The 25,865-nt window shown below is 69.8% G+C and carries 30 protein-coding genes; 13 read left to right on the forward strand and 17 right to left on the reverse strand.

Going from position 1 to position 25,865, the window contains the following annotated elements; all coding sequences use genetic code 11:
- Nucleotide 1 precedes the first annotated feature (1 nt).
- Entirely contained in the window at nucleotides 2-517 is a 516-nt protein-coding gene (gene bamJ / locus ACW178_RS01365) for a BamJ family beta-barrel-assembly machinery protein (protein ID WP_191554655.1), read from the reverse strand.
- Nucleotides 498-1,700: a threonine ammonia-lyase gene (locus ACW178_RS01370; protein WP_287105809.1), complete on the reverse strand. Its 1,203-nt coding sequence runs from the start codon at nucleotides 1,698-1,700 to the stop codon at nucleotides 498-500. The genes bamJ and ACW178_RS01370 overlap by 20 nt, the downstream gene beginning before the upstream one ends.
- 188 nt (nucleotides 1,701-1,888) lie before the next feature.
- On the opposite strand from ACW178_RS01370, the gene ACW178_RS01375 reads away from it, so the two are divergent.
- The 3 genes from ACW178_RS01375 (at nucleotide 1,889) to ACW178_RS01385 (ending at nucleotide 3,332) form a co-directional block, all read left to right on the forward strand.
- On the forward strand, nucleotides 1,889-2,398 hold the full coding sequence (locus ACW178_RS01375; protein WP_054764151.1) for a hypothetical protein: 510 nt from the start codon (nucleotides 1,889-1,891) through the stop codon (nucleotides 2,396-2,398).
- Nucleotides 2,399-2,465: 67 nt separating this feature from the next.
- Nucleotides 2,466-3,008, forward strand: coding sequence for a BA14K family protein (locus ACW178_RS01380; protein WP_191559045.1), 543 nt, complete (start codon nucleotides 2,466-2,468; stop codon nucleotides 3,006-3,008).
- Nucleotides 3,009-3,137: 129 nt separating this feature from the next.
- Complete coding sequence (locus ACW178_RS01385; RefSeq protein WP_182714603.1) at nucleotides 3,138-3,332, forward strand: hypothetical protein; 195 nt, start codon at nucleotides 3,138-3,140, stop codon at nucleotides 3,330-3,332.
- 14 nt (nucleotides 3,333-3,346) lie between these two features.
- Here the strand turns inward: ACW178_RS01385 and ACW178_RS01390 are convergent, their stop codons facing one another.
- The 5 genes from ACW178_RS01390 to ACW178_RS01410 all read right to left on the reverse strand — a co-directional run bounded on the left by ACW178_RS01390 (nucleotide 3,347) and on the right by ACW178_RS01410 (nucleotide 6,730).
- Entirely contained in the window at nucleotides 3,347-3,880 is a 534-nt protein-coding gene (locus ACW178_RS01390; RefSeq protein ID WP_054764154.1) for a GNAT family N-acetyltransferase, read from the reverse strand.
- A 164-nt stretch (nucleotides 3,881-4,044) separates the two neighbouring features.
- Nucleotides 4,045-4,332 carry a 50S ribosomal protein L27 gene (gene rpmA, locus ACW178_RS01395; protein WP_054764155.1) on the reverse strand — a complete coding sequence of 96 codons (288 nt, stop codon included), beginning with the start codon at nucleotides 4,330-4,332 and terminating at the stop codon, nucleotides 4,045-4,047.
- 97 nt (nucleotides 4,333-4,429) lie between these two features.
- Nucleotides 4,430-4,984, reverse strand: coding sequence for a 50S ribosomal protein L21 (gene rplU / locus ACW178_RS01400; RefSeq protein WP_152949121.1), 555 nt, complete (start codon nucleotides 4,982-4,984; stop codon nucleotides 4,430-4,432).
- A 122-nt stretch (nucleotides 4,985-5,106) separates the two neighbouring features.
- Complete coding sequence (locus ACW178_RS01405) at nucleotides 5,107-5,640, reverse strand: phosphoribosyltransferase (protein ID WP_152949122.1); 534 nt, start codon at nucleotides 5,638-5,640, stop codon at nucleotides 5,107-5,109.
- The gene (locus tag ACW178_RS01410) at nucleotides 5,633-6,730 is read right to left on the reverse strand and encodes an MJ0042-type zinc finger domain-containing protein (RefSeq protein WP_287104195.1); all 1,098 of its coding nucleotides are present in this window, start codon (nucleotides 6,728-6,730) and stop codon (nucleotides 5,633-5,635) included. Before ACW178_RS01410 ends, ACW178_RS01405 begins: the two co-directional genes overlap by 8 nt.
- 24 nt (nucleotides 6,731-6,754) lie before the next feature.
- Between ACW178_RS01410 and ACW178_RS01415 the strand changes: the two genes are divergently transcribed.
- The 5 genes from ACW178_RS01415 to ACW178_RS01435 are packed head-to-tail and all read left to right on the forward strand — an operon-like array spanning nucleotide 6,755 to nucleotide 10,534.
- A complete protein-coding gene (locus ACW178_RS01415) occupies nucleotides 6,755-7,474 on the forward strand; it encodes a cell division ATP-binding protein FtsE (protein ID WP_191559044.1) in 720 nt (239 codons plus the stop codon).
- A complete protein-coding gene (locus ACW178_RS01420; RefSeq protein WP_054764160.1) occupies nucleotides 7,471-8,376 on the forward strand; it encodes a cell division protein FtsX in 906 nt (301 codons plus the stop codon). Before ACW178_RS01415 ends, ACW178_RS01420 begins: the two co-directional genes overlap by 4 nt.
- A complete protein-coding gene (locus ACW178_RS01425) occupies nucleotides 8,373-9,035 on the forward strand; it encodes a YdcF family protein (RefSeq protein WP_492024790.1) in 663 nt (220 codons plus the stop codon). The genes ACW178_RS01420 and ACW178_RS01425 overlap by 4 nt, the downstream gene beginning before the upstream one ends.
- A complete protein-coding gene (locus ACW178_RS01430; protein ID WP_492024791.1) occupies nucleotides 9,036-9,767 on the forward strand; it encodes a lysophospholipid acyltransferase family protein in 732 nt (243 codons plus the stop codon).
- 26 nt (nucleotides 9,768-9,793) lie between these two features.
- A complete protein-coding gene (locus ACW178_RS01435) occupies nucleotides 9,794-10,534 on the forward strand; it encodes a MipA/OmpV family protein (RefSeq protein WP_492024792.1) in 741 nt (246 codons plus the stop codon).
- Between the two features lie 73 nt (nucleotides 10,535-10,607).
- Here ACW178_RS01435 and hisC read toward each other — a convergent pair whose 3' ends face one another.
- Genes hisC through ACW178_RS01460 form a run of 5 tightly spaced genes read right to left on the reverse strand, consistent with a single transcriptional unit; the run spans nucleotide 10,608 to nucleotide 16,864 of the window.
- Nucleotides 10,608-11,705: a histidinol-phosphate transaminase gene (hisC, locus tag ACW178_RS01440; protein WP_492024793.1), complete on the reverse strand. Its 1,098-nt coding sequence runs from the start codon at nucleotides 11,703-11,705 to the stop codon at nucleotides 10,608-10,610.
- A gap of 14 nt (nucleotides 11,706-11,719) precedes the next feature.
- Nucleotides 11,720-12,406: a hypothetical protein gene (locus tag ACW178_RS01445; RefSeq protein ID WP_191559156.1), complete on the reverse strand. Its 687-nt coding sequence runs from the start codon at nucleotides 12,404-12,406 to the stop codon at nucleotides 11,720-11,722.
- A complete protein-coding gene (locus tag ACW178_RS01450) occupies nucleotides 12,406-13,458 on the reverse strand; it encodes a DUF2125 domain-containing protein (protein ID WP_191559157.1) in 1,053 nt (350 codons plus the stop codon). Before ACW178_RS01450 ends, ACW178_RS01445 begins: the two co-directional genes overlap by 1 nt.
- A gap of 54 nt (nucleotides 13,459-13,512) precedes the next feature.
- Nucleotides 13,513-13,986, reverse strand: a complete 474-nt coding sequence (gene ybaK, locus ACW178_RS01455; RefSeq protein ID WP_191559158.1) for a Cys-tRNA(Pro) deacylase — start codon at nucleotides 13,984-13,986, stop codon at nucleotides 13,513-13,515.
- A gap of 1 nt (nucleotide 13,987) precedes the next feature.
- Nucleotides 13,988-16,864: an ATP-dependent DNA helicase gene (locus tag ACW178_RS01460; protein ID WP_492024794.1), complete on the reverse strand. Its 2,877-nt coding sequence runs from the start codon at nucleotides 16,862-16,864 to the stop codon at nucleotides 13,988-13,990.
- A gap of 96 nt (nucleotides 16,865-16,960) precedes the next feature.
- Between ACW178_RS01460 and ACW178_RS01465 the strand changes: the two genes are divergently transcribed.
- Genes ACW178_RS01465 through pdeM form a run of 4 tightly spaced genes read left to right on the forward strand, consistent with a single transcriptional unit; the run spans nucleotide 16,961 to nucleotide 21,004 of the window.
- Nucleotides 16,961-17,200 (forward strand): hypothetical protein, encoded by a 240-nt coding sequence (locus ACW178_RS01465; protein ID WP_182714615.1) that lies wholly within the window; start codon nucleotides 16,961-16,963, stop codon nucleotides 17,198-17,200.
- Nucleotides 17,197-17,634, forward strand: a complete 438-nt coding sequence (locus tag ACW178_RS01470; RefSeq protein WP_182714616.1) for a type II toxin-antitoxin system VapC family toxin — start codon at nucleotides 17,197-17,199, stop codon at nucleotides 17,632-17,634. The genes ACW178_RS01465 and ACW178_RS01470 overlap by 4 nt, the downstream gene beginning before the upstream one ends.
- Nucleotides 17,604-20,222, forward strand: a complete 2,619-nt coding sequence (locus ACW178_RS01475) for a ligase-associated DNA damage response DEXH box helicase (RefSeq protein ID WP_287103684.1) — start codon at nucleotides 17,604-17,606, stop codon at nucleotides 20,220-20,222. Before ACW178_RS01470 ends, ACW178_RS01475 begins: the two co-directional genes overlap by 31 nt.
- A complete protein-coding gene (pdeM, locus tag ACW178_RS01480) occupies nucleotides 20,219-21,004 on the forward strand; it encodes a ligase-associated DNA damage response endonuclease PdeM (protein ID WP_287103682.1) in 786 nt (261 codons plus the stop codon). Before ACW178_RS01475 ends, pdeM begins: the two co-directional genes overlap by 4 nt.
- Nucleotides 21,005-21,023: 19 nt before the next feature.
- Here pdeM and ACW178_RS01485 read toward each other — a convergent pair whose 3' ends face one another.
- From ACW178_RS01485 to ACW178_RS01495, 3 genes are all read right to left on the reverse strand, one after another.
- Nucleotides 21,024-21,584: an HNH endonuclease gene (locus ACW178_RS01485; RefSeq protein ID WP_054764217.1), complete on the reverse strand. Its 561-nt coding sequence runs from the start codon at nucleotides 21,582-21,584 to the stop codon at nucleotides 21,024-21,026.
- Nucleotides 21,585-21,715: 131 nt separating this feature from the next.
- Complete coding sequence (locus ACW178_RS01490; protein ID WP_182714618.1) at nucleotides 21,716-22,366, reverse strand: trimeric intracellular cation channel family protein; 651 nt, start codon at nucleotides 22,364-22,366, stop codon at nucleotides 21,716-21,718.
- Nucleotides 22,363-23,019: a DNA-3-methyladenine glycosylase family protein gene (locus ACW178_RS01495; protein ID WP_287105431.1), complete on the reverse strand. Its 657-nt coding sequence runs from the start codon at nucleotides 23,017-23,019 to the stop codon at nucleotides 22,363-22,365. Before ACW178_RS01495 ends, ACW178_RS01490 begins: the two co-directional genes overlap by 4 nt.
- Before the next feature lie 214 nt (nucleotides 23,020-23,233).
- Between ACW178_RS01495 and gluQRS the strand changes: the two genes are divergently transcribed.
- Complete coding sequence (gene gluQRS, locus ACW178_RS01500) at nucleotides 23,234-24,094, forward strand: tRNA glutamyl-Q(34) synthetase GluQRS (RefSeq protein ID WP_191554669.1); 861 nt, start codon at nucleotides 23,234-23,236, stop codon at nucleotides 24,092-24,094.
- On the opposite strand, the gene ACW178_RS01505 is transcribed toward gluQRS, so the two are convergent.
- Nucleotides 24,078-24,899: a TIGR02186 family protein gene (locus tag ACW178_RS01505; protein WP_182714621.1), complete on the reverse strand. Its 822-nt coding sequence runs from the start codon at nucleotides 24,897-24,899 to the stop codon at nucleotides 24,078-24,080. The two genes, gluQRS and ACW178_RS01505, sit on opposite strands and share 17 nt — an antisense overlap.
- Nucleotides 24,899-25,822 carry a sulfite exporter TauE/SafE family protein gene (locus ACW178_RS01510; RefSeq protein WP_054764221.1) on the reverse strand — a complete coding sequence of 308 codons (924 nt, stop codon included), beginning with the start codon at nucleotides 25,820-25,822 and terminating at the stop codon, nucleotides 24,899-24,901. The genes ACW178_RS01505 and ACW178_RS01510 overlap by 1 nt, the downstream gene beginning before the upstream one ends.
- Nucleotides 25,823-25,865: the final 43 nt, after the last annotated feature.

Consider the following 25,865-nt stretch of genomic DNA (forward strand, 5'->3'; position numbering starts at 1 on the left):
CTCACCCCATCGCGGTCCCGACGCCCGATCCGCCGCCCGGCGCCTTGGCCACGTCCAACAGCTTCAGCCGGAAGATCAGCACCGAATTGGCCGGGATCTTGGGGCTGGCGCGTTCGCCATAGCCCAGCTCGGGCGGGACATAGAGGATCCATTCGTCGCCGACATGCATCTTCTGCAAGGCCTCGGTCCAGCCCTTGACCACCTCCTCGGGGGTGAAGATGGCCGGCGCCCCGCGCGCGAAGGAGCTGTCGAAGACGGTGTCGTCGATCAGCTTGCCCTCGTAATCGACCTTGACCAGATCGTTGCGGTCCGGGCTGACGCCGCCGGCCGGACCCGACTGGACGACCTTGTACTGCAGGCCGCTGGGCAGGGTGACGACGCCCTCCGCCTTGGCGTTCTTCTCCAGGAAGGCGACGGCCTCGGCCTTGCCCGCGTTCGGATCGACCGGCTCGGACCGGCCGCAGCCCGCCAGCAACAGAACGGCGACCAGCGCCGCCTTACCCCATCCGAAGTTCATAGCCGCGTTCCTTCAAGGCCTCGCCGATCTCGTCGGCGTGGGCGCTATCGCGCGTTTCGACCATGATGTCGAACTCGGCGCCCTTGGCCGGCACGTCCAGGGCCAGCCGGTTGTGGACCACGTCGATGATATTGCCGCCCAGGCCGCCGATCACCGCCGCCATGGCCGACAACATGCCCGGCCGGTCGTCGCCCAGGATGCGATAGACGATCAGTCTCCGCTCACGGACCATCTCGCGGTTCAGCACCACCGCCAGCATCCGCGCGTCGATATTGCCGCCGCACAGCTCCAGCCCGACCTTCATCCCCCTGAACCGTTCGGGGTAGGCCAGCAGGGCCGCCAGACCGCCCGCGCCCGCCCCCTCCGAGACCGTCTTCTCATAGGTGACGTAATGGGCCACAGCCCGTTCGAAGTCCGCCTCCTCGCAGACGAAGACCTCGTCCACCAGCGGATTGGCCAGGGCGAAGGGGATGTCGCCCACCGCCTTGATGGCGATCCCCTCGGCTATGGTCTGGCCGGTGCAGACCGGGGGCTTTCCGGCCCGTTTGGCGGTGAAGGACGGATAGCGCGCCGCCTCGACCCCGAACACCTTGATGTCCGGCTTCATCGCCTTGGCCGCAATGGCGCAGCCGGCGATCAGCCCGCCCCCGCCGATCGGAATGACCAGGGCCTCCAGATCCGGCGCATCCTCCAGGAATTCGATGGCGCAGACCCCCTGGCCCGCCACGATGCCTTCGTCGTCGAAGGCCGAGACGAAGACATAACCCTTCTCGACCTCCAGCCGTTTGGCCGCCTCGGTCGAGCCGGTGAAGTCCAGCCCCTCGATCACCACGGTCGCCCCGTGCGACCGGGTGCCGTTGATCTTGGCGAAGGGCGTGCCCTCCGGCATCACGATGGTGACCGGCACCCCCAGCCGTCCGCCGTGATAGGCCAGGGCCTGGGCGTGGTTGCCGGCGCTGGCCGCCACCACACCGCGTTTGCGCTCCTCGGGGGTCAGCATCAGCAGCCGGTTCAGCGCCCCGCGCTCCTTGAAGCTGCCGGTGAAGTGCAGATTGTCGAACTTGACCCAGACCTCGGCCCCCGTCAGCTGCGACAGCTTGCGCGAGTAGCGGGCCGGGGTGCGGTCCACCTGACCGGCGATCCGGCCCTGGGCCGCCTCGATATCGGCGAAGGTGACGGTCATATAGGCGGGCTCCAGTACTGCCTGCCGGGCGCTGCGCCCGAGCATTTCCGCCGCCTCTTTCGCGCTTTGTCGGTTCCGGGTCCAGAGGGTGCAACCTTGACCGTGGCGAGGGCGTTGTGGGTCGTGCGATAATGGACCGTCGCATCCCGGCCCTTCCCCTGGGGCCGGATTCTCGGAAGGAAGCCCCCATGTCGATCCGCCCCCTCGCCCTGGCCGCCGTCGCGGCCGCCGCCCTTTCGGCCTGCGCCCCCACGACCTTCCCCGCCGGCGCCCCGACCGGCGGCCCCGCCGCCTTCAACGCGGCCGACTTCGCCTGGTCCCAGCGCACCGGCCAGGCCGCCATAGAGGGCCGCGTCGCCTACGCCCAAGACGGAAAGTCCTACGCCTGCGTCGCCTCGGCCGGCCTGACGCCCGAGACCCCCTATACCCGCGCCCGTTTCCGCACCCTCTACGGCTCCACCGACCGGGCCGCCGTCCCCGCCGCCGTGGTGCGGGCCCGCACCGTGCCCGACGCCAGCGCCGACTACACCGGCTTTGTCCGATCCGAGCCCTGCCGCGACGGCCGGTTCCGTTTCAGCGACCTGCCCGACGGCGGCTGGTTCCTGATCGTGCCGGTGCGGACGGGCGACGAGCCGCCCCTGGTCCTGATGCGGCGCGTTGACACGCGCGGCGGCCGCGTCGTCAACGTCACCCTGTAAGCTGATCCGTAGCGTCCCCACGATCCTCCGCCCGGCGAACCGCCGGGCCCCGTTCAGGGAGACTGACATGAGACCCGCCCCGATCCTCGCCGTCCTCCTCCTGTCGTCGGCCGGTCTTTCGGTCGCCGCCCCGACCCAGGCCCAGGCTCAGACCTATTCCAGCTACGGCTCCTACCGGACCTATGAGTACGGCTATGGTCATGAGGACCGGGCTTGGCGCCGCGACGCCCACCGCCGCTACGACTTCAACGGCCAGGCGGATCGGCCGGGCGACTATCGCTGCGACCGCTATTGGGACGCCGGCCGCAGCGACTGCGGCGCCGCCTGGCGCGACCAGCGGCCGGTCCGCGATCGGGCCTGGCGCGATCGCCGCTGGGCGCCGGATTACGGCCATGGCCGCCCCGGCGTCTATCCCGGCGCCTACGGTCGCCCTGACCTGATCTATCCCGGCGGCGGCGTCGGCTACGGCCAGGACTATGGACGGGGTTACGGCTACGGCGCGGCGCGCGATCCCTATCGCGTCGCCTGGTGCCGCGCCTCCTATCGCTCCTATGACCCGGTCGGCGGCTACTACCGCACCTACGACGGGCGACTGGTCTTCTGCGGCTGAGCCGCAGAACCGTCTTCGTACGGATGAAGCTCACGAAGTTGCGATTCCGGTAACGGGGATCGCCATCTTCTGGCCGCGACCGGCCCCGACTTATCCCCGCCTGTCGCCGAAGATCAGGGGAGGGTCTTGATGTCCCAGCATAATATCATCGGGTCCGAAGCCTTCACCCGGGGTCCGATGATCCTGGTTCGCCAGTATCGGGCGGGCGGCGCGCGCCGTCGCCGCGCCCGAACGGCGGCCGCCTTCATCGCCGGGGCGACCGCCATGCTGCTGGCCGGCCTGGTCGGAGCGGCCGTGGTCTACGGCCCCGGCCTGGCAGGCTGATCGAGAGGCGCGGCTCAGGCCAACCAGACCATCATCCGCGTGTCCGCCTCGGCGCCCCGCGCGCGGCTCCAGGCGCGGCGGGTCTCTCCCGTATAGAGAAAGCCCGCCTTCTCCAGCACCCGGCCCGACGCCGGATTGTCGGCGAAATGGCCGGCGACCAGGGCGCGCCGCTTCCACCGCCGTCCGGCCCAGACAAGGGCGCCGTCCAGCGCCTCGGTCGCAAATCCGCGCCCCCAATAGTCTCTGCCGATCCAATAGCCGGTCTCGGGCACCCGGTCCTCGCCTTCGAACAGGCCGATCACCCCGATCGGCCCTTCCGCCTCATGCTCGATGACGAAGGTGTTGGCCCGCGCCGGGTCCTGGGAGGCGACCTGAATGACGAAGTCTTCCGCATCCTCGATGCGGAACGGGTGCGGCATTCGCTTGGTCATGCGCGCAATGTCCAGATCATTGGCCAAGGCCGCGATGCGCGGCGCGTCCTGCGGCGCAGGGGCGCGCAGGATCAGGCGCCGGGTCTCCACGACGGGAGAGGTTTCGATGACGCACATGGCGTTCGCCTCCGTTCGGACCGCCTCCTTGGAGGGCTCGGGCGGTCTTCGAGGCGGGGAAACGCAAACGGGGAGCCTGGTGATCCAGACTCCCCGCGGAATAGTTCCCTGGTCCGGATCGGCTGCTTCGGTGAGCAACGCGATCCGGAGTGTTCCAGACTGCGTTACTCGGCGGCGAGCGCCTGGGCGGCGTCGTCATTCGCCGCAAGGATCGACACGTAACAACGGCCGCCGCGTTTGGTGGTGAACTTCACCGCACCGTTTGTCAGGGCGAACAGGGTATGGTCGCGGCCCATGCCGATGTTCTCACCCGGGTGGAAGGTGGTGCCGCGCTGACGCACGATGATGTTGCCGGCCAGCACGCGCTCGCCGCCGAACTTCTTCACGCCGAGGCGCTTCGACTCAGAGTCGCGACCGTTGCGCGACGAACCGCCGGATTTCTTGTGAGCCATCTTGCCGCTCCGTCTTTCCTGAGTGTCCTAGCGGCCTGTCGGCCTACTTGAGGACGTCTCTCTTAACTGGTCTGGCGCCGGGGCGCCGGTGAATGTCTTAGGCTTCGTCGCCGGCGGCTTCAGCCTTGGGCGCGGCCTTCTTCTTGGCCGGGGCCTTCTTGGCGGGAGCCGAGCTCTCGACCACGGCGGCCTTGACGTCGGCGCCGTCGGCTTCGGTCACGACCGTCTCGGTCGAACCCAGCGACGAGGTCGCGCCGCGGGTCGCGAGACCGCGGGCCCGCAGATTGATCTCGGCCTTGGTGATCAGCTCGACCTTGCCGTCCCACTTGGCGGACTGGCCGGCGCCTTCGATGCCGGTGATGCGCAGGACCGATTCCATCTGGCGATGGCCGTTGGTGCGGCGATAGCCCTGGCGACGGATTTTCTTGAAGATCTTGATCTTCTCACCCTTGCGGGTCTCGATCAGGGTTGCGCCGACGAAGGCGCCGTCGACCAGGGGCGCGCCCACGGTCACGCCGTTGTCGCCGCCCAGCATCAGGACGCTGTCGAACTTCAGCTCAGCGCCGGCGTCGCCGTCGAGCTTTTCGACGACGATGGTGTCGCCCGGTTGAACCCGGTACTGCTTGCCGCCGGTCTTGATCACCGCGTACATGTTGAAGCCTCAGCGCAAACGCAAAAAAGAATACGCCCTCCGGGAGGACCCCCGGGGGCGAAGAGCGGCGACATATACGGAAGGGCGTCTCAGAGTCAACGCCGAACCGGCCGCTTTTATCGTCAGTCCAGCGCGCAGATGTCCGGCAGGCCGCGCAGGCCGCCGGCGTTGTCCAGGCCGTAGCCGACCAGAAACCGGTTCGGCGCCTCCCAGCCGACGAAGTCCGGCTCGGGCGCGCGGGGGGCGGGCCAGGGCTTGCGGGCGAAGACGCAGGTCAGGACTTCGGACGCCCCGCCTTCGCGCGCGATCCGCGCCGCCTCGGCCAAGGACAGGCCGGTGTCGAAGACGTCGTCCAGGATCAGCACCTTGCGCCCGGCGATCGGCCGCTGGAACGGCGCATAGACGTCGATCGCGCCCCGGCTGGTCTTCTCGTCTCCATAGGAGGCGAGCCAAAGCGCGTCGAAACGAACGTTGCGGCCGATGCGGGACAGGGCGCGGGTCAGGTCGGCGGCGAACCACAGCCCCCCGGTCAGAAGGACGGCCGCAACCGTCTCGTCGTCGGTGACGGGGGCGATGCGGGCGGCGAGGTCCGCCACGATGCGGGCGATGTCGGCCTCGGCCAGGAGAACGGTCGGCGTGGGGGAAGGATCAGCCATGAGAGGCGGATACCGCCTCCCCATGAGCCCTGTCCACCGTCGCGAGGGGTCGGGCCTCGACCGGAGCGCCCTGACGGCCGCCCATCCCCGGCGCCACCGCCGAACGCAGGCCGTTGGAGGCCGGCGCCAGTTCCGCATGGGCGTTGGCGGGCGCGTGGCCTTCGGAGGCGGCGGCCGGCCCATGATCGGCCGGAGCGTGGGCGGCGGCGGGCGGCGCATGGGCCTCGCCGTGGGCCTCGGCCCCATGGCTTTCGTCTCCATGGCTTTCGGGCGACCCGTGGGGAGCCGGTGCGTGGCCGTTCGGCGCTCCGTGCGCCTTGCCCGGCGCGGCGTGCGGCGTCTCGGCGGTGACGAAGTTGACGCCGATGTCGGCGGCGTGTCCGCCGGGGTCGGGGATCAGGACGGCGAAGCCCTGCACCTTGCCGGGCAGGACCGGCGCAGCGTCGATGGTCACCAGCTTGAAGCCGATCTCGGCGCCGTGTTCGTCCAGCAGGGCCACCCGCACCGGCGGGGCCACGATCTCGGTGTCACGGACGTTGCGCAGGGCCCCGGAGACCAGGACCATGCCGGGCCGCGAAGGAACCTCCTTGGCGCTCATGGCCTCGAAGTCGAGGCCGACGGGGTTCACCGGGGCGCCGACTGCGGCATAGGCGGCCGCAGCGCGGGGAAAGGCGTCGACCACCTCGATCCGGAACAGGAAGGCTGAAACGATCAGGCCCACGAAGACGCTGGCCAGACCGGCCCAGACCACGCCGTGGGTGGCGGCCCGACGCAGGCGTCGCTGCTGTTCGGCGCGGGCGCGGAAGGCCTTGGGCAGTTCCGGCGCCGGGGTTTCGGCCAGGCTGGCGGGCTCAGAGACGGCTTCCGGCTCGGGCGCAGAGATGACGCGCGGTTCGGGCGCGACGCTCAGCTCCAGCGGTTCATCGGGGCTCGCCCGCCACACCTCGCCGCAGGATTTGCAGCGGACCTTGCGGCCGTTCGCCCCCAAGGCGTCGTCGGGAATGAAATAGCTGGTGGCGCAGGCGGGGCAGGTCAGTATCATGTGGCTGACTGCGAGGCTGTCGCCCCCTCCCGTAAAGGCGCGGTCCACGCCCTGTCCCTGAAAACAAACCCTATGCCGTCCCCGCCCCCCAGCGCCGCCGATTCCGCCCCCGTCGCCGAGACCGCCCGCCTGTCGGGCGTGGGTTTCGGCTATGCGGACGCGCCCGACGTGCTGCGAGACGTTAACCTCATTCTGACGCGAGGCTCTTTCCACTTCCTTACCGGACCGTCCGGCGCCGGAAAGTCGTCGCTGCTGCGGCTTCTGACCCTGGCGGACCGGCCGACCAAGGGGAGCCTGCGCCTGTTCGGGACCGACGTTTCACACATCGACCGGCGCGACATTCCCGCTTTTCGACGCCGCATGGGGGTGGTGTTTCAGGATTTCCGCCTGCTGGACCATCTGTCCGCCTTCGACAATGCGGCCCTGCCGCTGCGGCTGGCGGGCGGGCGCGAGGCCGAGTACGCCGCCGATGTCGAAGAGATGCTGAAATGGGTCGGGCTGGGCCGCCGGATGGACGCCCGACCGCCCGCCCTGTCCGGCGGCGAGAAACAAAGGCTGGCCATCGCCCGCGCCGTCATCACCCGTCCCGGCCTGATCGTCGCGGACGAACCGACCGGCAGCGTGGACGCCGTCATGGCCGACAAGCTGCTGCGCCTGTTTCAGTCGCTGAACCGCCTGGGGGCCACCGTCCTGATCGCCAGCCACGATCAGGCCCTGGCCGAACGGTCGGGAGCCAAGGTTTTGAAGCTGGACCAGGGCCGGTTGAGCGAAGCCGGCAGGATGGCGGCATGACGCCGTCGATCCTGGCCCGGAGCCTTCCCCGACGTCGACCCGGCCTGCTGCCCCCCGCCGCTGCGGGCGAGCCCTGGCTGATGACGGTCATCGCCGTCCTGTGTTTCCTGGCCTGTCTGGCCGCCGTCGCCGCCTCGGCGGCCGACCGCGCCGCCCACGGCTGGGCGCGTCAGCTGGGGGCCGAGGCGACCGTTCAGGTGCGGCCCCGTGTCGGCGAAAGCGGCGACACCGCCGCCGCCCGCGCCGCCGAAACCCTGGCGGGCGTCAACGGCGTCGAAGAGGCCGCCGCCCTTGACCGCAAGGCGGCCGAGGATCTGCTGCGGCCCTGGCTGGGCGACGCCGTCCTGCCCGACCTGCCCCTGCCGCATCTGGTGACGGTCCGGCTGGACCCCGACGCCCCGGCCAGCGCCGTGACCCTGAGCCGCGCCCTGGCCGAGGCCGGTCTGGACGCCACGGTGGACGACCACAGCCTGTGGCGAGGCGAGGTCGAACGGTCGGCCGCCCTGATCACCGTTCTGGCGGGCGCGGCCTTTCTGGCGATCGCCTTCGCCGCCGCCGCCGCCATCGCCTACGCCACCCGCGCCGGCCTGGCCGCTGGACGGGGCGTGATCGAGACCTTGAGCCTGAACGGGGCGACCGACGGGCGCATCGCCTGGCTGTTCCAACGGCGGTTCGCCCTGATCGCGGCCGGCGCCGGCGCCGTCGGCGCCGTGCTGGCGGCCCTGCTTCTGGCCTTTGTGCGGTTCCTGGGCGGATCGGGCGGCCTGACCCAGGCCCTGCCCGTGACCTGGGGGGATCTGCTGTTGCTCTCGCCATGTCCGCTGCTGGCGGCTACGGTGGCGCTTGTCGCGGCCAGATTCGCCGCCATGCAGGTGCTGGGCTCAGGCAGGGGGAAGGCATGAGACTGCTCGTCGTCATCGGCGTCGTCGCCCTGATCTGGCTGGTCGGCCTGTTCGCCTTCGCCCATCGGGTGCGCGAACTGACCCCGGCGGAAGAGCCCGCCCCCGCCGACGCCATTGTGGCCCTGACCGGCCCCTCGTCCGAACGGGTCAACGCCGCCATCCGCCTGTTGGAGCAGGGCAAGGGCGAACGGGTGCTGATTTCGGGCGTGAACCGCGAGGTCCGCCGTCGCGAACTGCGTGAACTGACCCCTGGCTCAAGCCGCCTGTTCAACTGCTGCGTCGATCTGGGCTTCGAGGCCGAGGACACGGTGGGCAACGCCCAGGAGATCGCCGCCTGGGCGCGGGCCAAGGGCTATGACCATCTGATCGTCGTCACCTCCGACTATCACATGCCCCGCTCCCTGGTGGAGATCCGGGGCCAGGCGCCGGGGGTGAAACTGACCCCCTACGCCGTCTCGACCCCGTCGCTGGACAATCGGCACTGGTGGCGCGCGACGGTCACGGCCCGGCGGATGACCCTGGAATATATGAAATACCTCGCCGCCCTGGGGCGCGAGGCCGTTCGGCGGCTCAGCCGCGACGCCCCAGCCCCAGCCCCAGCCCCAGCCTCAGCCTCAGAGCCCGAAGCTTCCGCCCCGACCGAAAAGGCCCCCGCCTAAGTGAACACCCTGCGTTCCCTGCTTTTCACCGCCTGGCTCTATCTGTCGATGCCGATCATCGCCATCGGCCTGTCGCCCGTGCTGCTGGCGCCGCACCGCTATGTTCAAGGCGTGTGCAAGCTCTGGGCGCGGGTCGCCCTGTTCGGGCTGCGCTGGATCGCCGGGGTCAAGGTGGAGGTGCGCGGGCTGGAGAACGCCCCGACCGGGGCCGCCCTGATCGCCTCCAAACACCAGGGGATGCTGGACATCGTCGCCCTGCTGGCGGTCCTGCCCGACGCCTGTTTCGTCATGAAGAAGGAGCTGATGCCCCTGCCCTTCTTCGGCTGGTTCGCCTGGCGCGCCAAGATGATCGCCGTGGATCGCGCCGGTCACGCCAAGGCGTTGAAGGACATGACGCGCCAGGCCAAAGACCGCCTGGCCGAGGGCCGTCAGATCGTCATCTTCCCCGAAGGCACGCGCAACGCACCCGGCGTCCCCGGCGATTACAAACCGGGCGTCGCGGCCATCTATCGCGATCTGGAGGGCCCCTGCTGGCCCGTCGCCACCAACTCCGGCGTCCACTGGCCCGCCCACGGCTTCCGCCGCTATCCGGGGACGGTGGTGTTCGAGTTCCTGGAGCCCATCCCCGCCGGACTGAAACGCGGACAGATGATGGCGTTGCTGGAAAGTCGCATCGAGACGGCTTCCGCCGCCCTGTTGGAGCCAAAGGCCGCGCTCGAACGTATGGGGTGACCGATCCCGTACGAGGAAGCTCCCCCATGTCCCTGCGCCGCCTGGCCCTGACCGCCGCCGCCTTCACCGCCGCCGCCCTGACTGCGGGCGCCGCCCTGGCCCAGTCCCAGCCCTATGAGCAGATCCGCCCCGCACCCGACGGCTGGACCGTCGATCTGGGCGTCGGCGCCCTCTACAGCAAGGACAGCGGCGGCGACACCGGCTCTGAGACGCGGGTCGTGCCCTGGGTCTCAGCCAACTATCGCGACGTCATCTATCTGAACGCCATCGACGGCCTGGGCTGGAATGCGATCAAGACCGACAGCTTCCGCGCCGGGCTGCAATTGCGCCCTCGCTTTTCGCCGGAAGACATCGAGGGCCTGGACCTGGATCGGCCGGACTTCGGCGCCGACGTCGCCGCCTACGCCTTTCAGCGCCTGCCGGGCAACATCGTGGTCGGCGGCCGGGTCAGCCGCGACGTGTCGGACGTCAGCGAGGGTACGGAATACTACGCCTCGGTCGGCCACCAGCGCGTGACGCCGATCGGCCTGATGAATGTCTCGGTCTATGCGCGCGGCGGCGACGCCAAACTGGCCGACGCCTATTACGGCGTCAGCCCCGAAGAGGCCGCCCGGAACGGCATCGCCCCCTATTCGCCGGGCAGCGGCCTGCAAGGCGCCGGCGCCAGCCTTTTCCTGCTGGTCCCGCTGAACGACAAATGGGGCGCCGGCGCCCTGATCAACTATGAGCGCCGGCTGGGCGACGTGGCCGACAGCCCCCTGTCTTAGGAAGACGACACGATCCGCACGGGCGTCTTCTTCGCCCGTCGCTTCGGCGGCTGAAGCGGAATGCGGCGACCGATCAGGTCGCCGCGAACTCGCTGAACGCGTCGATGACGGCGCGGTTCTGGTCTTCGGTGCCGATGGTGATCCGCAGGCCCTGCGGCAGGCCGTAGCCGCCGACCGGCCGCACGATGATCCCCTTGCCGTTCAGATAATCGCTGGCCGCCGCCGCCCGTTCGGCCGTCTCGAACAGCACCAGGACGAAGTTGCCCGCGCTGGGCAGGACCTCCAGGCCGAAGCCGCGCAGGGCCTGGGTCAGGCGCGGCTTCCACGTGGCGATCAGCTCGCGCGACGCCTGCTGGTGCGCCTCGTCGCCCAGGGCCGCCGTCGCCGCCTCAAGCCCCGGAACCGAGACGTTGAACGGCAGCCGGATGCGGTCGATCGCCTCGGCCACCTTCAGCGGCGCATAGCCGAAGCCGATCCGCAAACCGCCCAGGCCGTGGATCTTGGAGAAGGTGCGGGTGACGACGATGTTCTCGGCGTCCTTCGCCAGGGGGAAGGCCGTCTCCCAGTCCGGCTCGGTCACATATTCGGCATAGGCCTCGTCGATCACCAGGATGACGTGGGCCGGCAACGCCGCGTGAAGACGGCGGATCTCCTCGCCTGAGTTGTAGCTGCCGGTCGGGTTCGACGGATTGGAGACATAGACGATCTTGGTCCGCTCATCGACCTGGGCCAGAAGCGCGTCCACCTCGGCCTTGTAGTTGGGCTCGGGCACCAGCTTGACCTCGGCCTCGCAGGCCTTGGCGCTGATCCGATAGGCCAGAAAGCCGTACTGGCCGCAGACGATGTTGTCGCCCGCCGTCAGATAGGTCTGGTTCAGCAGGGCGAAGACCTCGTCCGAGCCGTTGCCGAAGATCAGCCGCTCGGGCTCCAGCCCGTGGGTCTGGGCCACGGCCGTCCGCAGCTTGGTCGCCCGCCCGTCGGGATAGATGTGGATGTTGCGAACCGCCGCCTCATAGGCCGCGCGCGCCTTTTCGCCGGCGCCCAGCATGTTCTCGTTGGAGGACAGCTTCATCGGTTCGGCGACGCCGGCGATGGACGACTTGCCCCCGACATAGGGGGCGATGTCGAGGATGCCGGGCTTGGGCTGGGGGCCCTGGGGCGCGTCGGTCATGGAAAACCTTGATCTCAGAAGATGGGGGCGGCGCCGATGACGCCGGTCAGGCGGCCGGGGGCGTTCGTCAGCCGCCCGTCCTCGGCCTGCACATAGCCTGCCAGGGCGAACAGCTTCAAGCCGCCTGCCGCAGCCAAAGGATCGGCGACCAGCCCGGCCTCGCCCATGGCTTCGACGATCTTCGTGTCGGACCAGCCGCTGTCGGTGACCCAGAAGGTCCGATCCTCTCCGGTCGGCCCGGACCCCTCGCGCGTCACCAGAAAGGCCTGGGGACGGGCGCGGGCGTCGTCCGGCAGGGCCGCGGCGATCTTCAGCTCCGGCCGGGCCAGGAGCCGGCCCCACCAGGGACGATCGGACGACAGGTCGATCAGAGCCCGCGCCCCGTCCTCGGCGGCCTTCAGCGCCTCTTCGGCCGGCAGAGGCCGCCCGCCCAGGCCGTACCGGTCAGCCGCCAGCGCCTGGGCCAGGCCGCCGCTGGTGATCAGGGCCGGCCCGACGGCGGCCTCGATCCGCCCCCATAGGGCCTTCAGCACCTTCGCATCGACAGGCTGCGCCCCAGCCAGAAGCGCGCGCAGACTCAGGGCCGAGGCGTCCAGGCGCGTCCTGGGGCCGGCGGCCAGGCGCGCCCGCACCGCCTCGACCACCGCGCGGTCCAGGGCGTCCAGGGCCGCATCGGCCGGGGGTTCGTTCAGGAACGCCATCAGAACAGCTTGGGCGCAGGGGCCAGGGCGAAGGGCCCCAGCCAGGTCCGGCCGTCGCGGAAGACCAGGGTCAGCGGAACCTCTTCGCCCCCGGCCGCCTGGGCGGCGCCCGCCGCAGCGGCGGCCCCGACCGCGCCCAGACGTTCGCCGGGCCGGCTGCGGCTTGCCACCAGGCCCGAAAGCGCCGGCAGCGGCCTTTGCGACTGGAGCGTCACCTGGCCGGTCAGCCGCCCGTCGGCGTCGGCCTTCAGGACGTCGCTGCTCAGGGTGGCGCGGCTTTCGCCCGCTTGAAGATCCCCGCGCAGATTGCGAAAGGTCCCGCCGCCCTTGGTCCAGGCGGAAAAGACCCCTGCGGCGTCGCCCCCCTTCAACAGACTGGCCTGACCGATCGTGGCCTCCAGCTGGGTCGTCAGCTGCCCGTCCTGGGCGAAGCCCTCGACCGGCCCGTCGCGCCGTCCCTGGCCGTCGACCAGTCGGAACATGACGTCGATGTCGTCGGTCGCGACGGTCGAGCCTTCCAGATGCGGCCGCGTGTAGAATTCGATCCGCGCCGCCCGGGCGATGGGGAAGGGCTCGCCCTGGGGCAGGGCTGTGAAGATCGGATTGACCAGCTCCAGCGCCAGATTGGGCCAGCGCTGATCAATGCCGCTGGCGCTCATGCGGATCGCGTCGCCGTGGACCGCCACCTTGCCCTTGCCGGCGCGGGTCAGGACCAGCCCCTCCGGCGCCGCGACCACCCATTTGGTCGGCTGATAGGCGTTGGCCTCGGCCTCCAGCTCCGGCGCCGCCAGGGCCAGGCCCGAAGGCGCGGCCACGGTGACGTGGGTCAGGCGCACATGGGCGCGGAACGGCCAGCCGACGATCCGCTTGTCGGCGTAGCGGACCTCCCACCCCTGCTGGCGCAGCTTCGCCGCCTGGGCCTCCAGCCCCGCGTCGATCCGGCGGGTCAGATAGAACCACCACCCCGTCCAGGCGGCCAGGGCGATCAGCACCAGGATGAAGGGGCCGTAAAGGCCGGCGCGGCTGTGTCGCGGGGTCGAAGGCTGGGTCATGCAAACTCCGGTTCAAGGCCGCTATAGCCCAACCGACCCCGGCCGCATAAGGCGTCAGGCCGTCAGATCGACCAGCCGCGCGGCCGCCGCCCGCACCGCCTCGTCCGGCGCCAGGCCCAGCAGCAGCCCCCTTTGGCCGCCGTTGATCAGGATCTGGTCGAACAGCGCCGCCGTCTCGTCGAACAGGGTCGGAACGGCCTTGCGCTGACCGAAGGGACTGACCCCGCCGACCTTGTAGCCCGTCAGCCGTTCGGCGTCGGCGGGCTTCATCATCTGGGCCGATTTGGTGCCGAGGGCGGCGGCCAGCTTCTTCATGCTGACCTCGGCGTCGGAGGGAATGACGACACAGGCAGGCGCCCCGTCCGCCAGGGTCATCAGGGTCTTGAAAACTTCTTCCGGCGGCCGCCCCAGGGCTTCAGCCGCCTGAAGCCCCGTGCGCGGCGCATCGGGATCATAGGAATAGGGAAACAGTTCGAACGCGACGCCCGCCTTGGCGAGGGCGACGGTGGCGGGCGTGGTCTTCGACATCTCAATCGGTCTCGGTCTGCGGCGTCTGAAGAAAATCACGGGTCAAGGCGACGGCGTCGGCCAGACTCATGCGCTGCACCTCTATCCCAGGCGGCAGGCTGGCGAACAGCCGCGTCGGGGTGGCGGCGTCCAGCATCAGGAAGACCCCCTTGTCGTCCGCACGGCGGATCAGCCGGCCGAAGGCCTGGGCGATGCGGGCGCGGGCCAGGGCGTCGTCATAGCCCCTGCCCTGCCCGAACTGGCCGCCCAGCCGTTCGCGCCGCGCCTTGTGCAGCAGGTCCGGGCGCGGCCAGGGCGCGCGATCAAAGGCGAGGACTCGCAAGGACCGGCCGGGCACGTCCACCCCGTCCCGCACCGCGTCCGTGCCCAGCAGGCAGGCGTTCTCCTCGACCCGGAACATGTCGACCAGGGCGCCCACCTCCAGCGGATCGACGTGCTGGGCGTAAAGCGGCGCTCCGGCTTTCGCGAGGTCCGGCCCCAGCCGCTCATAGACCGCCTTCAGCCGACGGATGGCGGTGAACAGGCCCAGCCCCCCGCCCCCGGCCGCCAGGAACAGTTCGCGCATCGCCGCCGCCGTCTGGCGCGGATCGTCCTTGACCAAGTCGTTGACGACGATGACCCGGCTGTTGGCCGCATAGTCGAACGGGCTCTCGACCTTCAGGGTGCGCGGCGGCTCGATCAGCCGGGCCGAGCCGGTCCTGAGGCGCGCCAGATCGAACGGATCCTCCTGCAAGGGGTCCGACAGGGTCGCCGAGGTGACCAGCACCCCGTGCGACGGGGCGATCACCGCCGCCTCCAGGGGGACGGTGGGGTCGATCCAGTGACGCCGCAGAGCCACGTCATGGATGCGGCCGAAGGCGGTCTCGGCCGACAGCCAGTCCACGAAGTCCGGATCAGGCTCGCTTCCGCCGTCCTCCAGCGCCGCCAGCATCGAACGCCACCCCGGCAGGGTCATTCGGGCGCGCCGGTCCAGCCCGCGCAAGGCCCCCTCGATCCGCGACCGCTGCGACCCGTCCAGCTCGGCCGCCTCGTCGTCGAGGACATCCTCCAGATGCCGGGCCAGGGCCAGAAGCGGGGCCTCGACCGCCGCCAGGGCCTGGGCGGCGGTGCGGGCCGTCTCCGCCACGGGTTCGGTCACGGGCTTGAGCGCGCACTCCATGCCGAACTCGGCCCCGCCGTAAGGGGTTTCCGCCGTGCGGGCGCGCAGCTGATCCAGGGCGGCGGCTAAAAAGGCCTCGATCGGCCCGATCGGATTGACCTCGCCCGAGGCCGGCGCCACCCGGCCGGACACCCCCTCGCCGGGCAGGGCGGCGGCCGCGCGGATCGCGTCCTGAAGCGCCTTCAGCGCCACCTCATTGTCCCCGACCAGATCGCCCAGCCTCTGTTCCAGCCCGCGTCCGCGCCGCCCCCGCCCCTCGGGTCCGCGAATCCAGCGACGCAGCTCGGCCGCCTCCTGACCCGAGAGGCAGGCGGAGAAGGCGCTGTCGGCCGCGTCGAACAGATGGTGGCCCTCGTCGAAGACGATCCGCTTCAGCGCCGCCGTCTCTCCGTCCTGTTGCTGCCCCCGAGCCGAGCGCGCCCCGTCGAAGGCGGCCTGGGTCAGGACCAGGGCGTGGTTGGCGATGACCAGGTCGGCGCGACGGCTGGCGCGTATGGTCTTTTCGACGAAACAGGTGCGGTAGTGGGGGCAGGCGGCGTGGACGCACTCGCCCCGTCGGTCGACCAGATTGGCCGCGCCGGCCGCGTGGGCGGGCGGGACGGCGAACAGGCCCGACAGCCAGCCGGGGAAGTCGCCCCCGGTCATGTCCCCGTCGCGCGTGTGCAGCGCCCACCGACCCGCCAGCCCCAGGCCGATCAGGTCGCCGTTCCCCAGTTGGGCCGCCTGGACCATGTCCTGAAGATTAAGAACGCACAGATAGTTCTCGCGCCCCTTGCGGATCACCGTCTTCCGGCGGCGCTCCTCCGGATCGGGCCACAGAGCATGGCTTTCCCGGTCGATCTGGCGTTGCAGGGCCCGCGTATAGGTCGAGATCCAGGCCGCCCCCTGGTTCCGCTCGGCCCAGAGAGAGGCCGGCGCCAGATAGCCCAGGGTCTTGCCCGTGCCCGTCCCCGCCTCGGCCAGCAGCACCCGCGGCCGCCCCTCTTCATTGCGCGGCGAAAAGGCGAAGGCGGCCTCGGCGGCGTAGTCTGACTGGGTCGGCCGCGTCTCGTCCAGGCCCGAGGCCTGAAGCAGCTTCTCCAGCCGGATGCGGGCGCTCTCGCTGTCGACCGGCGCCGACCCCGCCTCGCCGCGCGGCGCCTCGTCCTCCCACTCGGTCAGACGCGACCAGACGTCCAGGCCCGACCCCCGATGTTGGCGCGCCCGCACCCCGCCCGCCTCCAGGGCCTGAACCACCCGCTCGCCCCAGGCCCAGCCCGCCCGTTGCAGGGTCAGGGCCAGGACATAGGCGGCTTCACGTTCGGGATAGGCGGGCGCCGCCAGCTCACGCAGCAGCTCGGCCGCCGCTTCACGCAACACCGCCGCCTGCGCCTCCGGCGACTTCGGCTCCGCAAGCCCCAGGACCAGGGCCAGGCCGGTCGGCGAGGGCGCGCAGAACTGAGCGGGCCGCACGAAGGCGTAAAGCTCCAGCACATCCATCAGGTCGCCGGACCGAGACGGCGGCGTCAGCCCCAGCCGCCGCGCCGTCAGCGAGGCATGGGCCACCAGCACCGGCCCGCCGGTGAAGAAACCCTCGGCCGCCCCCCGCCCGATCTTCCTCGCCCCCTGGTCGTCGCACACCGCGCCCGCGCCCGGCGGGGTGGCAAGCGCCGGCGGCAGGTCGAGCCAGGGCTCGGCGCCGCTCAGGCGGGATTCGGCGATGACGGATTCGTCGGACACGGCCTCAACATAGCGACGCCGACCGCGAAACGGAACGGGAACATCTGGTTTCGCCGGCCTTCTGGCTCTATATGTCGTCCAAACGAGGAGATCGCCGTGAACAAGCCGATTGATCCCACCGAATGGCTGGCCGCCATGGCCGCAAAAGTTGAGGCGGAAGGTCCGCAGACGGTTGACGTTGCAGGCCACAGTCGTGTCACCTTGATCACAGAAGCGGACTTTCGTCGACTGAGCGAACGTAAGCCGACCTTCAAGGAATGGCTTCTGACCGGGCCGCGTCTCGACGACGTGGAGATCGAGCGCGATCCTCGCCCCAGCCGCGACTTTTCCTTTTGAAATTTCTGCTCGACACCAACGCCATCAGCGAGACGCTGAAAACTCGGCCTGATGAGGGATTTCTGAATTGGCTCGACTCCGTCGGCTCCCCCGAAGACTTGTTCGATGACCGACTTCACCTCAGCGTCCTGTCGATCGCAGAGATGCGAAGAGGCGCCCTAAAGCTCGACCCTGGTCGGAAGCGCGCTCTTATAGAGGCGCGCATCGAGGGTATGATTACAGATTTCAAGGATCGCATCCTGAGGGTCGATCTTTCGGTTTCCGAAAACTGGGCGGTCCTGGCCGAAGCTTATCGACGTCAGGGCGTGACAGTCGGATTGATCGACGAACTGATCGCAGCGACAGCCCTTGCCTACGACCTGACCCTCGTCACCCGAAATGTCCGCCATTTCGAACACAGCGGATGCCGCCTGCTGTCGCCGTGGAGCGGATGACGACGCTTCCGCCCCTGTTCACCGACTGGTTCGCCGGGCGCGGCTGGTCGCCCCGCCGTCATCAGTTGGAAATGGTCGCGGCGGGCCAGGCGGGGGCGCACGCCCTGCTGGTCGCGCCCACCGGCGGCGGCAAGACCTTGGCGGGGTTTCTGCCCAGTCTGGTCGAGCTGGCGGAACGCGGACCCAAGCCGCAGACAGGGCCGGGCTCGGGCGTCCACACCCTCTATCTGTCGCCGCTGAAGGCCCTGACCACCGACGTCGAACGCAATCTGATGACGCCGATCCGCGAGATCGGGCTGAACATCCATGTCGAGACGCGGACGGGCGACACCAAACAGTCGAAACGCCAGCGTCAGCGCGACTTCCCGCCCGACATCCTGCTGACCACGCCGGAACAGTTGGCCCTGTTCTGCGCCTGGGAGGGCGCCCGGTCCTATTTCGCCGACCTGAGATGCGTCGTGCTGGACGAGGTCCACGCCATCTGGAGCGGCAAGCGGGGGGACCTGCTGTCGCTGGGCTTGGGGCGATTGCAGAGCTTCGCCCCCGGGATGCGCCGGGTGGGTCTGAGCGCGACGATCGAAAACCCCGACCTGATCCGGGGATGGCTGGCGCCGCGCTTCAATCCTCTCCCATTGGGGGAGGGGGACGGCGAAGCGGTGGAGGGGGCCGACCTTGACGCCGAGTCCGAAGCAAGCCCCCCTCACCAGGCTTCGCCTGGTCCCCTCCCCCCATCGGGGGGAGATTTGGTGCGCCTGGTCAAGGGCGATCCCGGCGCTCCCGCCGTCATCGACGTGCTGATCTCCGAGGGCCATGTGCCCTGGGCGGGGCACACCGGCCGGCACGCCATCCCCGAGGTCTATGCCGCCATCCAGCGCGCCAACCTGGCCCTGATCTTCGTCAACACCCGCTGGCAGTCGGAGTTCGTCTTTCAGCAGCTGTGGGAAATCAATGATGCAAGCCTGCCCATCGGTCTGCACCACGGCTCCCTGGCCGCCGAACAAAGACGCAAGGTCGAGGCGGCCATGGCGCGGGGCGACCTGCGGGCCGTGGTCTGCACCTCGACGCTGGATCTCGGCATCGACTGGGGCGACGTCGATCTGGTCATCCAGATGGCGGCGCCCAAGGGGTCCAGCCGTCTGGTCCAACGGATCGGCCGCGCCAACCACCGGCTGGACGAACCGTCGCGCGCCCTCTTGGTCCCCGCCAGTCGGTTCGAAATGCTGGAATGCCAGGCGGCGCGCGAGGCGGTCGCCGACAACGCCTTCGACTGGGAGCCGATCCATATCGGCACGTTGGATACGCTGGCCCAGCATGTGATGGGCGTGGCCTGCTCCGAGGCCTTCGACATGCAGGCCCTGTACGACGAGATCACCGGCTGCGGCCCCTATCGCGGCCTGAGCTGGGAACAGTTCGAAGAGGTGGTCGATTTCGTCGCGACCGGCGGCTATGCGCTGCGCACCTACGACCGGTTCGCCCGCATCGTCAGGACGCCGGACGGCCGCTGGAAGGTGCGCAACCAACATATCGCCCAGCGCCACCGGATGAATGTCGGCGCCATCGTCTCGGCCGGAACCCTGAACGTGCGGGTCGCGGGGCGCCGGGGCGGCGCCGCGCGACAGCTGGTCCCCGGCCGCAAGGTGGGCGAGGCCGAGGAATGGTATTTCGAACAGCTGACGCCCGGCGACACCTTCCTGTTCGCAGGCCAGGTCTGGGCCTTTCAGGGCATCGTCGGAACCGACGCCCTGGTCACCCACGCCAACGACAAGGAGCCCAAGATCCCCTCCTGGGGCGGGTCCAAGTTTCCGCTGTCCACCTCACTGGCCGATCGGGTGCGGACGATGGTTCAGGACCCCGACCACTGGCGCGTCCTGCCGCCGGACGTGCAGGAATGGCTGGAGCTCCAGGCCGAGCGCTCCGCCATCCCTGACGCCGAATCCATGCTGGTGGAGACCTTTCCGCGCGGCAGCCGGCATTTCCTGGTGGCCTATCCGTTTGAGGGCAATCTGGCCCACACCACCCTGTGCATGCTGCTGACCCGACGGCTGGACCGGCTGGGCGTCGGGCCGCTGGGCTTCGTCGTCACCGACTATTCCCTGGCCGTCTGGTCGATCAAGCCGATGGACCGGATCGACCTGGACGCCCTGTTCCAGCCGGACATGCTGGGCGACGATCTGGAGGCTTGGCTGGAGGAGAGCTTCATGATGAAGCGGTCCTTCCGCAATTGCGCCCTGATCTCGGGCCTGATCGAGCGCCGCCAGCCGGGCGCCGAAAAGACCGGCCGGCAGGTGACCTTCTCCACCGACCTGATCTACGACGTGCTCCGCCGCCATCAGCCCGACCATCTGCTGCTGAAGACCGCCCGCGCCGACGCCGCCTCGGGCCTGCTGGACGTGGCGCGGCTGGGCCAGATGCTGACGCGGATCGAGGGTCGCATCCGTCATCAGCCCCTGACCCGCCCCTCGCCCTTCTGCGTGCCGGTCCTGGTCCAGATCGGGCGCGAGCGGGTCGGCGGGGACGCCGCCGAAATGATCCTGGACGAAAGCGCCGAACAGCTGATCGCCGAGGTCATGGACGAGGCGGCGCCGTGAACGCCGCCCTGCGCCAGACCCTGTCCCCCACGCGCAAGCCCTGCGGGTCCTTGCGGGTCCAGATCGCGGGCGAGACCTGCGTGCTGCGCTGTTCCGGGGCTTTGTGGCTTCCCGCCCATCGCACCCTGGTCGCGGCGGACCTGCACCTGGAAAAGGGCTCGGCCTTCGCCGCGCGCGGCCAGATGCTGCCGCCCTACGACAGCCGCGCCACCCTGGACCGGCTGGAAGCCGAGATCGCCGAACTGGACCCGGTCCGGGTCATCCTGCTGGGCGACAGCTTCCATGACCGAAAAGCCGTGCCACGCATGGCGGTGGAAGACCGCCTCCGACTGGACCGGCTGGCGGCCGGGCGCGACTGGACCTGGCTGGAGGGCAATCACGACCGTGAAGCCCTGACCGCCTCCACGCTCGGTTTGCCCGGCGTGGTCCTGGCGGAGATGCGGCTGGGCGGGCTTCGCCTGACCCACGAGCCCGAGCCCCGCACCGGGACGGACGACCGCCAGGGCGAGGTCGCCGGCCACCTGCATCCCGCCGCCCGCGTGGTCGCCTATGGCCGCGGCGTTCGCCGCCCCTGTTTCATCACCGACGGATCGCGCCTGATCCTGCCGGCCTTCGGCGCCTTCACCGGCGGACTGGACGTCTGCGATCCGGCCATAGCGGACCTGTTCGGCTCAGAACCGATGGCCGCCGTCCTGGGGCGCGACAAGGTTCATGCCGTGTCTTGGAAGACCTGCGCCGAGCCCGCCGGCCTGGACCGCCGGCGTTCCGGCCGGTTCGCCTGACGCCGCGATCCGACGAAATTCAGGGCTCCAGCTCGATGTCCCAGTACAGGTAATCGAGCCAGCTCTGGTGCAGATAATGGGGCGGGAAACGCCGTCCCGCCTCCTGAAGCTGCCAGGCGTTGGGGCGGTAGGGTTCGCGCCGGATCGGCATCAGGGCCTGGCGCGGCGTCCGCCCGCCCTTGGTCAGGTTGCAGGGGCCGCAGGCAGCGACGATGTTCTCCCAGGTCGTGCGTCCGCCCTGGGACCGAGGGATCACATGGTCGAACGTCAGTTCGGTGGAGGCGCCGCAATACTGACAGGCGAAGCCGTCGCGCAGGAAGACGTTGAACCGGGTGAAGGCCGGGCTGCGATCCTGATCCACATAGGTCTTGAGCGCGATGACGCTGGGCAGTTGCATCTCCATCGACGGAGAGCGCACCACCTTCTCGTACAGGGACACCACGTCCACCCGGTCCTGATAGACCGCCTTGACCGCCTCCTCCCACGGCCACAGCGACAGCGGATAGTAGGACAGGGGCCGAAAATCCGCATTCAGCACCAGGGCCGGAAAGCCCGACGGCGGTCGATGGAGAACCTGCATCAGGCCCTCCCGCTCACAGCGGAGGATATGGAGGCGACAGGATTGAAGACGGATCTCCTTCCCTAGTCAGAGGTCGATAGCCTAACGCCGATTCGAAGACGTCGCCATGACGAACAGACGACGAAACCGGGTCAATTTCGCGCCGGGAACCCCGGCAGGGTCCATCCCCAGCGCAGGGCGCCCGCGCGCAGCATGAAGCCGGCGATCGCTGCGACGATGGCGGCGGGCCAGATCGGCGTCTCGGGCATCCTCAGGACGATATAGAGGGTCGCGGCCAGGATGGCGGCGGTGACATTGATCTCGCGCCGCAGCAGGATCGACGGCTGGCCGGCCAGGGTGTCGCGCACCACCCCGCCGAAACAGGCGGTCAAGGTGCCCATGACGATGCAGATCAGCGGGTGGGCCCCGGCCGCCTCGGCCTTGGCCGCCCCCATGACCCCATAGGCGCCCAGGCCGACGGCGTCGAGCCACAGAAGGGCGCGGAACCGCCAGTCCCTCTGGCCGATCAGCCACAGCACCACCGCCGCCGACAGGCAGACGGCCATATAGCGCCAGTCCTGGACCCAGAAGACCGGCAGGCCCAGCAGCAGGTCGCGCAGGGTCCCGCCCCCGACGCCGGTGATGGCGGCGAAGAAGGCGAAGGTGACGACGTCGTGCTTTTCCCGCGCCGCCGCCAGGGCGCCCGTGGCGGCGAAGACCGCCACCCCGGCGAAGTCCAGGGCCGCCAGCACGGTCTGGGGGTTGCGCAGCGGCTCGGTCAGGGCGGGGTCCAGCGGGGTCATGACGTGTGATCCTCCAGCGCGATCTCGCCGCGCCGCACCCCGCCATACCATCCCCAAAGCAGATGCGCCGCCACCCCGCGATGCGGCCGCCAGCGCTCGGCCCGGGCATAGGCCTGTTTCTCGTTCGGCCGGACCTCGGCCCGGTCGGCCCAGCGCATGGCCTCCTGCAAGGCCACGTCCCCGCCGGGAAAGACGTTCAGCCGCCCCTCGCAGAACATAAGATAGGTCTCGGCCGTCCATTTGCCGACGCCCCGGATGGCGGTCAGGGCGGCGATCGCGGCCTCGTCCGACAGGGTCTGCATATGATCCAGGTCGATCCGCCCCTCCACCTGGGCTAGGGCGATCTCGCGTCCGTAGCGCGCCTTCTGCCCCGACAGGCCGAAGGCGCGCAGCGCCTCGACGTCGTGGGCCAGCACCGCCTCCGGCGTCACGGCCCCGCCCAGCCCCTCGACCGTGCGCCCCCAGATGGAGGCGGCGGCGGCGACCGAGACCTGCTGTTCCACGATCATGCGGAACAGACCCTCATAGCCGCCAGGCCGCAGCCGCCATTCGAAGGCGGGCGTCTGGGCATGGGCCCGCGCCAGGGCGGGATCGGCCTTGGCCAGAGCGTCTCGAGCGGCGGCGATATCCTGGACTGTCGGGGCGACGGGCATCGCCCACGCTTAGAGCATGATCGTTTCAGGCGGAACCGCGAGGCGGTTCCGGCAGAAGCGTGAATCATGCTCTCGCTCTAATCCGGAGCCTGATTCACCGTTTCAGCGGAACCGCGAAGCGGTTCCTCCTCAACGGATCAGGCTCTGGGACCGATGTGGGCTCTCGAAAAGGGCGGGGCGCCGTTCGGGTCCGGAAACCGCTAGGATCAGGGAAATGTTCGCCACCCGTTTCGCCCCCTCCCCCACCGGCCGCCTGCACAAGGGCCACGCCTTTTCCGCCCTGACCGCCTGGACGGCGGCTCGGAGGGCCGGGGGGCGGTTCGTTCTGCGGATCGAGGACATCGACCCGACCCGCTGCCGCCCGGAGTTCGAGGTCGGGATTCTGGAGGACTTGGCCTGGCTGGGGCTGGACTGGGAGACGCCGGTGCGGCGCCAGTCGGCGCATCTGGACGATTACGCCGCCGTTCTGGACCATCTGCGGCGTCAGGGGCTTCTGTACCGGTGCTTCCGAACGCGCAAGGACATCCTGGACGGCCTGGGCGATGCGCCCCACGGGGCGATGGAGGCGGTGCGCCCCGGCCCCCATGCGGCGGAGGAGGAGGCGAGGTTTCTGGACGAGGGCCGGCCCTTCGCCTGGCGGCTGTCGCTGGACCGGGCGCGCCAGGCGCTGGGGGAGGCCGTCTGGAGGGGCCTGACCTTCGTCGAGGAAGGGACGGGACCGGGCGGCGAGACCGGCGTGATCCAGGTGCGGCCCGAGGCGGGGGGCGATGTGGTGCTGGCCCGCAAGGACGCGGGCGTCGCCTATCATCTGGCCGTGGCCCATGACGACGCCGTGCAGGGGATCGACCATGTGATCCGAGGCCAGGACCTGTTCGAGGCCACCCATGTGCAGCGGCTGATCCAGACCCTGATGGGCTGGCCCTCCCCCGTCTATCGCCACCACCCCCTGCTGACCGGGCCGGACGGGCGGCGCTACGCCAAGCGGGATCGGTCCGTGACCCTGGCGGAACTGCGCGCCGGCGGCCTGACGGCCGAGACCCTGCGGGCCGAACTGGGCTTCAGTTCCGGCGACTGAAGACGCGCGAGGCGCCGTAGCCCGTCAGGGCCGCCAGCAGGACGCAGACCAGGCCGTAAAGCCAAGGCCGACGATGGGCGAACTCATAGATGTCTCGCTCCAGACCCACCTTCTCCACCGTCAGGGTCAGGTTCGAAACCGACTGGGGCTCCCCGTCCTGGAACAGCCAGACCTCGGCGTAATATTTGCCGGTCGGGGCGACGGTGGGCAGTTTCACCTCGGCCCGGAACAGGCCACGGTCCACGAACTCGACCCCCTTGGGATCGGTGTCGTAAAGGGCCGCCGCCTCCTTCAGCCGGATCACCGCGCGCCGCCAGTCCAGATAGTCGTCGCCCAGACGGCTGACCACCACGTCGCGCACGCCGTAGCGGGTGACGGTGCGGCTCTCCTCCGGCGCGTCGATCCTCAGGTGATCGACCCCCACCCCCAGCCGCCGCAGCTGGCCGAACTCGGCGATTTCGGACAGGGGCCGGGTCGAGGCGGTCATGTAGAAGCCGGGCGCCCCCTCGAACAGGACAGGGCGGCTGTTCAGCCAGACGCCCATGTTGCGCGTCTTCTTGACCAGACGCACGGGCGCGTCCGGTCCGCGCACCACCACCACCACATCGGCGGGTTCCGGCGTCGGATTGAAGACGGCGCCGAACAGCACGATCGAGGCGCCGCGGAAGCTGGAATCGACCCGCACCCGCGCGTCGGTCAGGGCGGCCGCGACGCGCAGCTCCCCGGTCGTGGCCTCGGACCGGTCGGGCGCCGGAAGCGTGAGAGGAGCCTCGATCGCGGGCGGAGGGGGTGGAAGCGCCTGCATCAGTCGGCGACCCCGGGCGCGATCAGGAAGATGTCGCTGGGCCGGACGAACAGCTCCAGCCCCATCTGGATTCCCACCAGAAGAACGATCAGCCCCAGGGCCGCCCGCAGTTCTTCCGCCCGGAACCGACCGGCGAACCGGGCGCCGATCTGGGCCCCGACGACCCCGCCCAGCAGCAGGATGGTGGACAGGACGATGTCGACCGTCTGGTTCCGCCCGGCCTGAAGAATGGTGGTGATGGCGGTGGTGATGATGATCTGGAACAGGCTGGTGCCGACCACGGCGCCGGCCCGCATCCGCAGGACGTACAGCATGGCGGGCACCAGGATGAAGCCGCCCCCCACCCCCATGATCGCCGACAGCACCCCTGCGAAAACGCCCAGGCCGAACGGCGGGAGGGCGCTGATGTAGAGGCCCGACTTGGGGAATTTCATCTTCAGCGGCAGGCCGTACAGCCACAGGGGCCGGCGGCGCTCCTTGCGGGGCGCAGGCAGACCCCGGCGGCGGCGCAGGATTTCGGTCAGGCTCTCGTTCAGCATCAGCCCGCCGATGACGCCCAGGAAGACCAGATAGGACAGGGCCACCACCAGGTCCGCCTGACCCAGCAGCCGCAGATAGCGAAACAGCTCGACCCCGGCCAAGGCGCCGACGGCGCCGCCGCCCGCCATCACCAACCCCATGCGGAAATCGACCGCCCCCTGGCCGGCGTAGCGGATCACGCCCGAGGTGGAGGAGGCCACGACATGGCTGGCCTGGCTGGCGACCGCCACAGTCGGGGGAATGCCGAGGAAGACCAGGATCGGGGCCATCAGGAAGCCGCCGCCGATGCCGAACAGGCCCGAGACGAAGCCGACCACCGCCCCCAGGATCACCAGGGTCGGCCAGTTCACCGAAACCTCGGCGATCGGCAGATAGATATCCAAAGGACGCGCCTTCGGCTGGAGCGAAACGGAAAGCGCCGAACGG

Source organism: Brevundimonas sp. AVps4 (genome assembly GCF_058681525.1).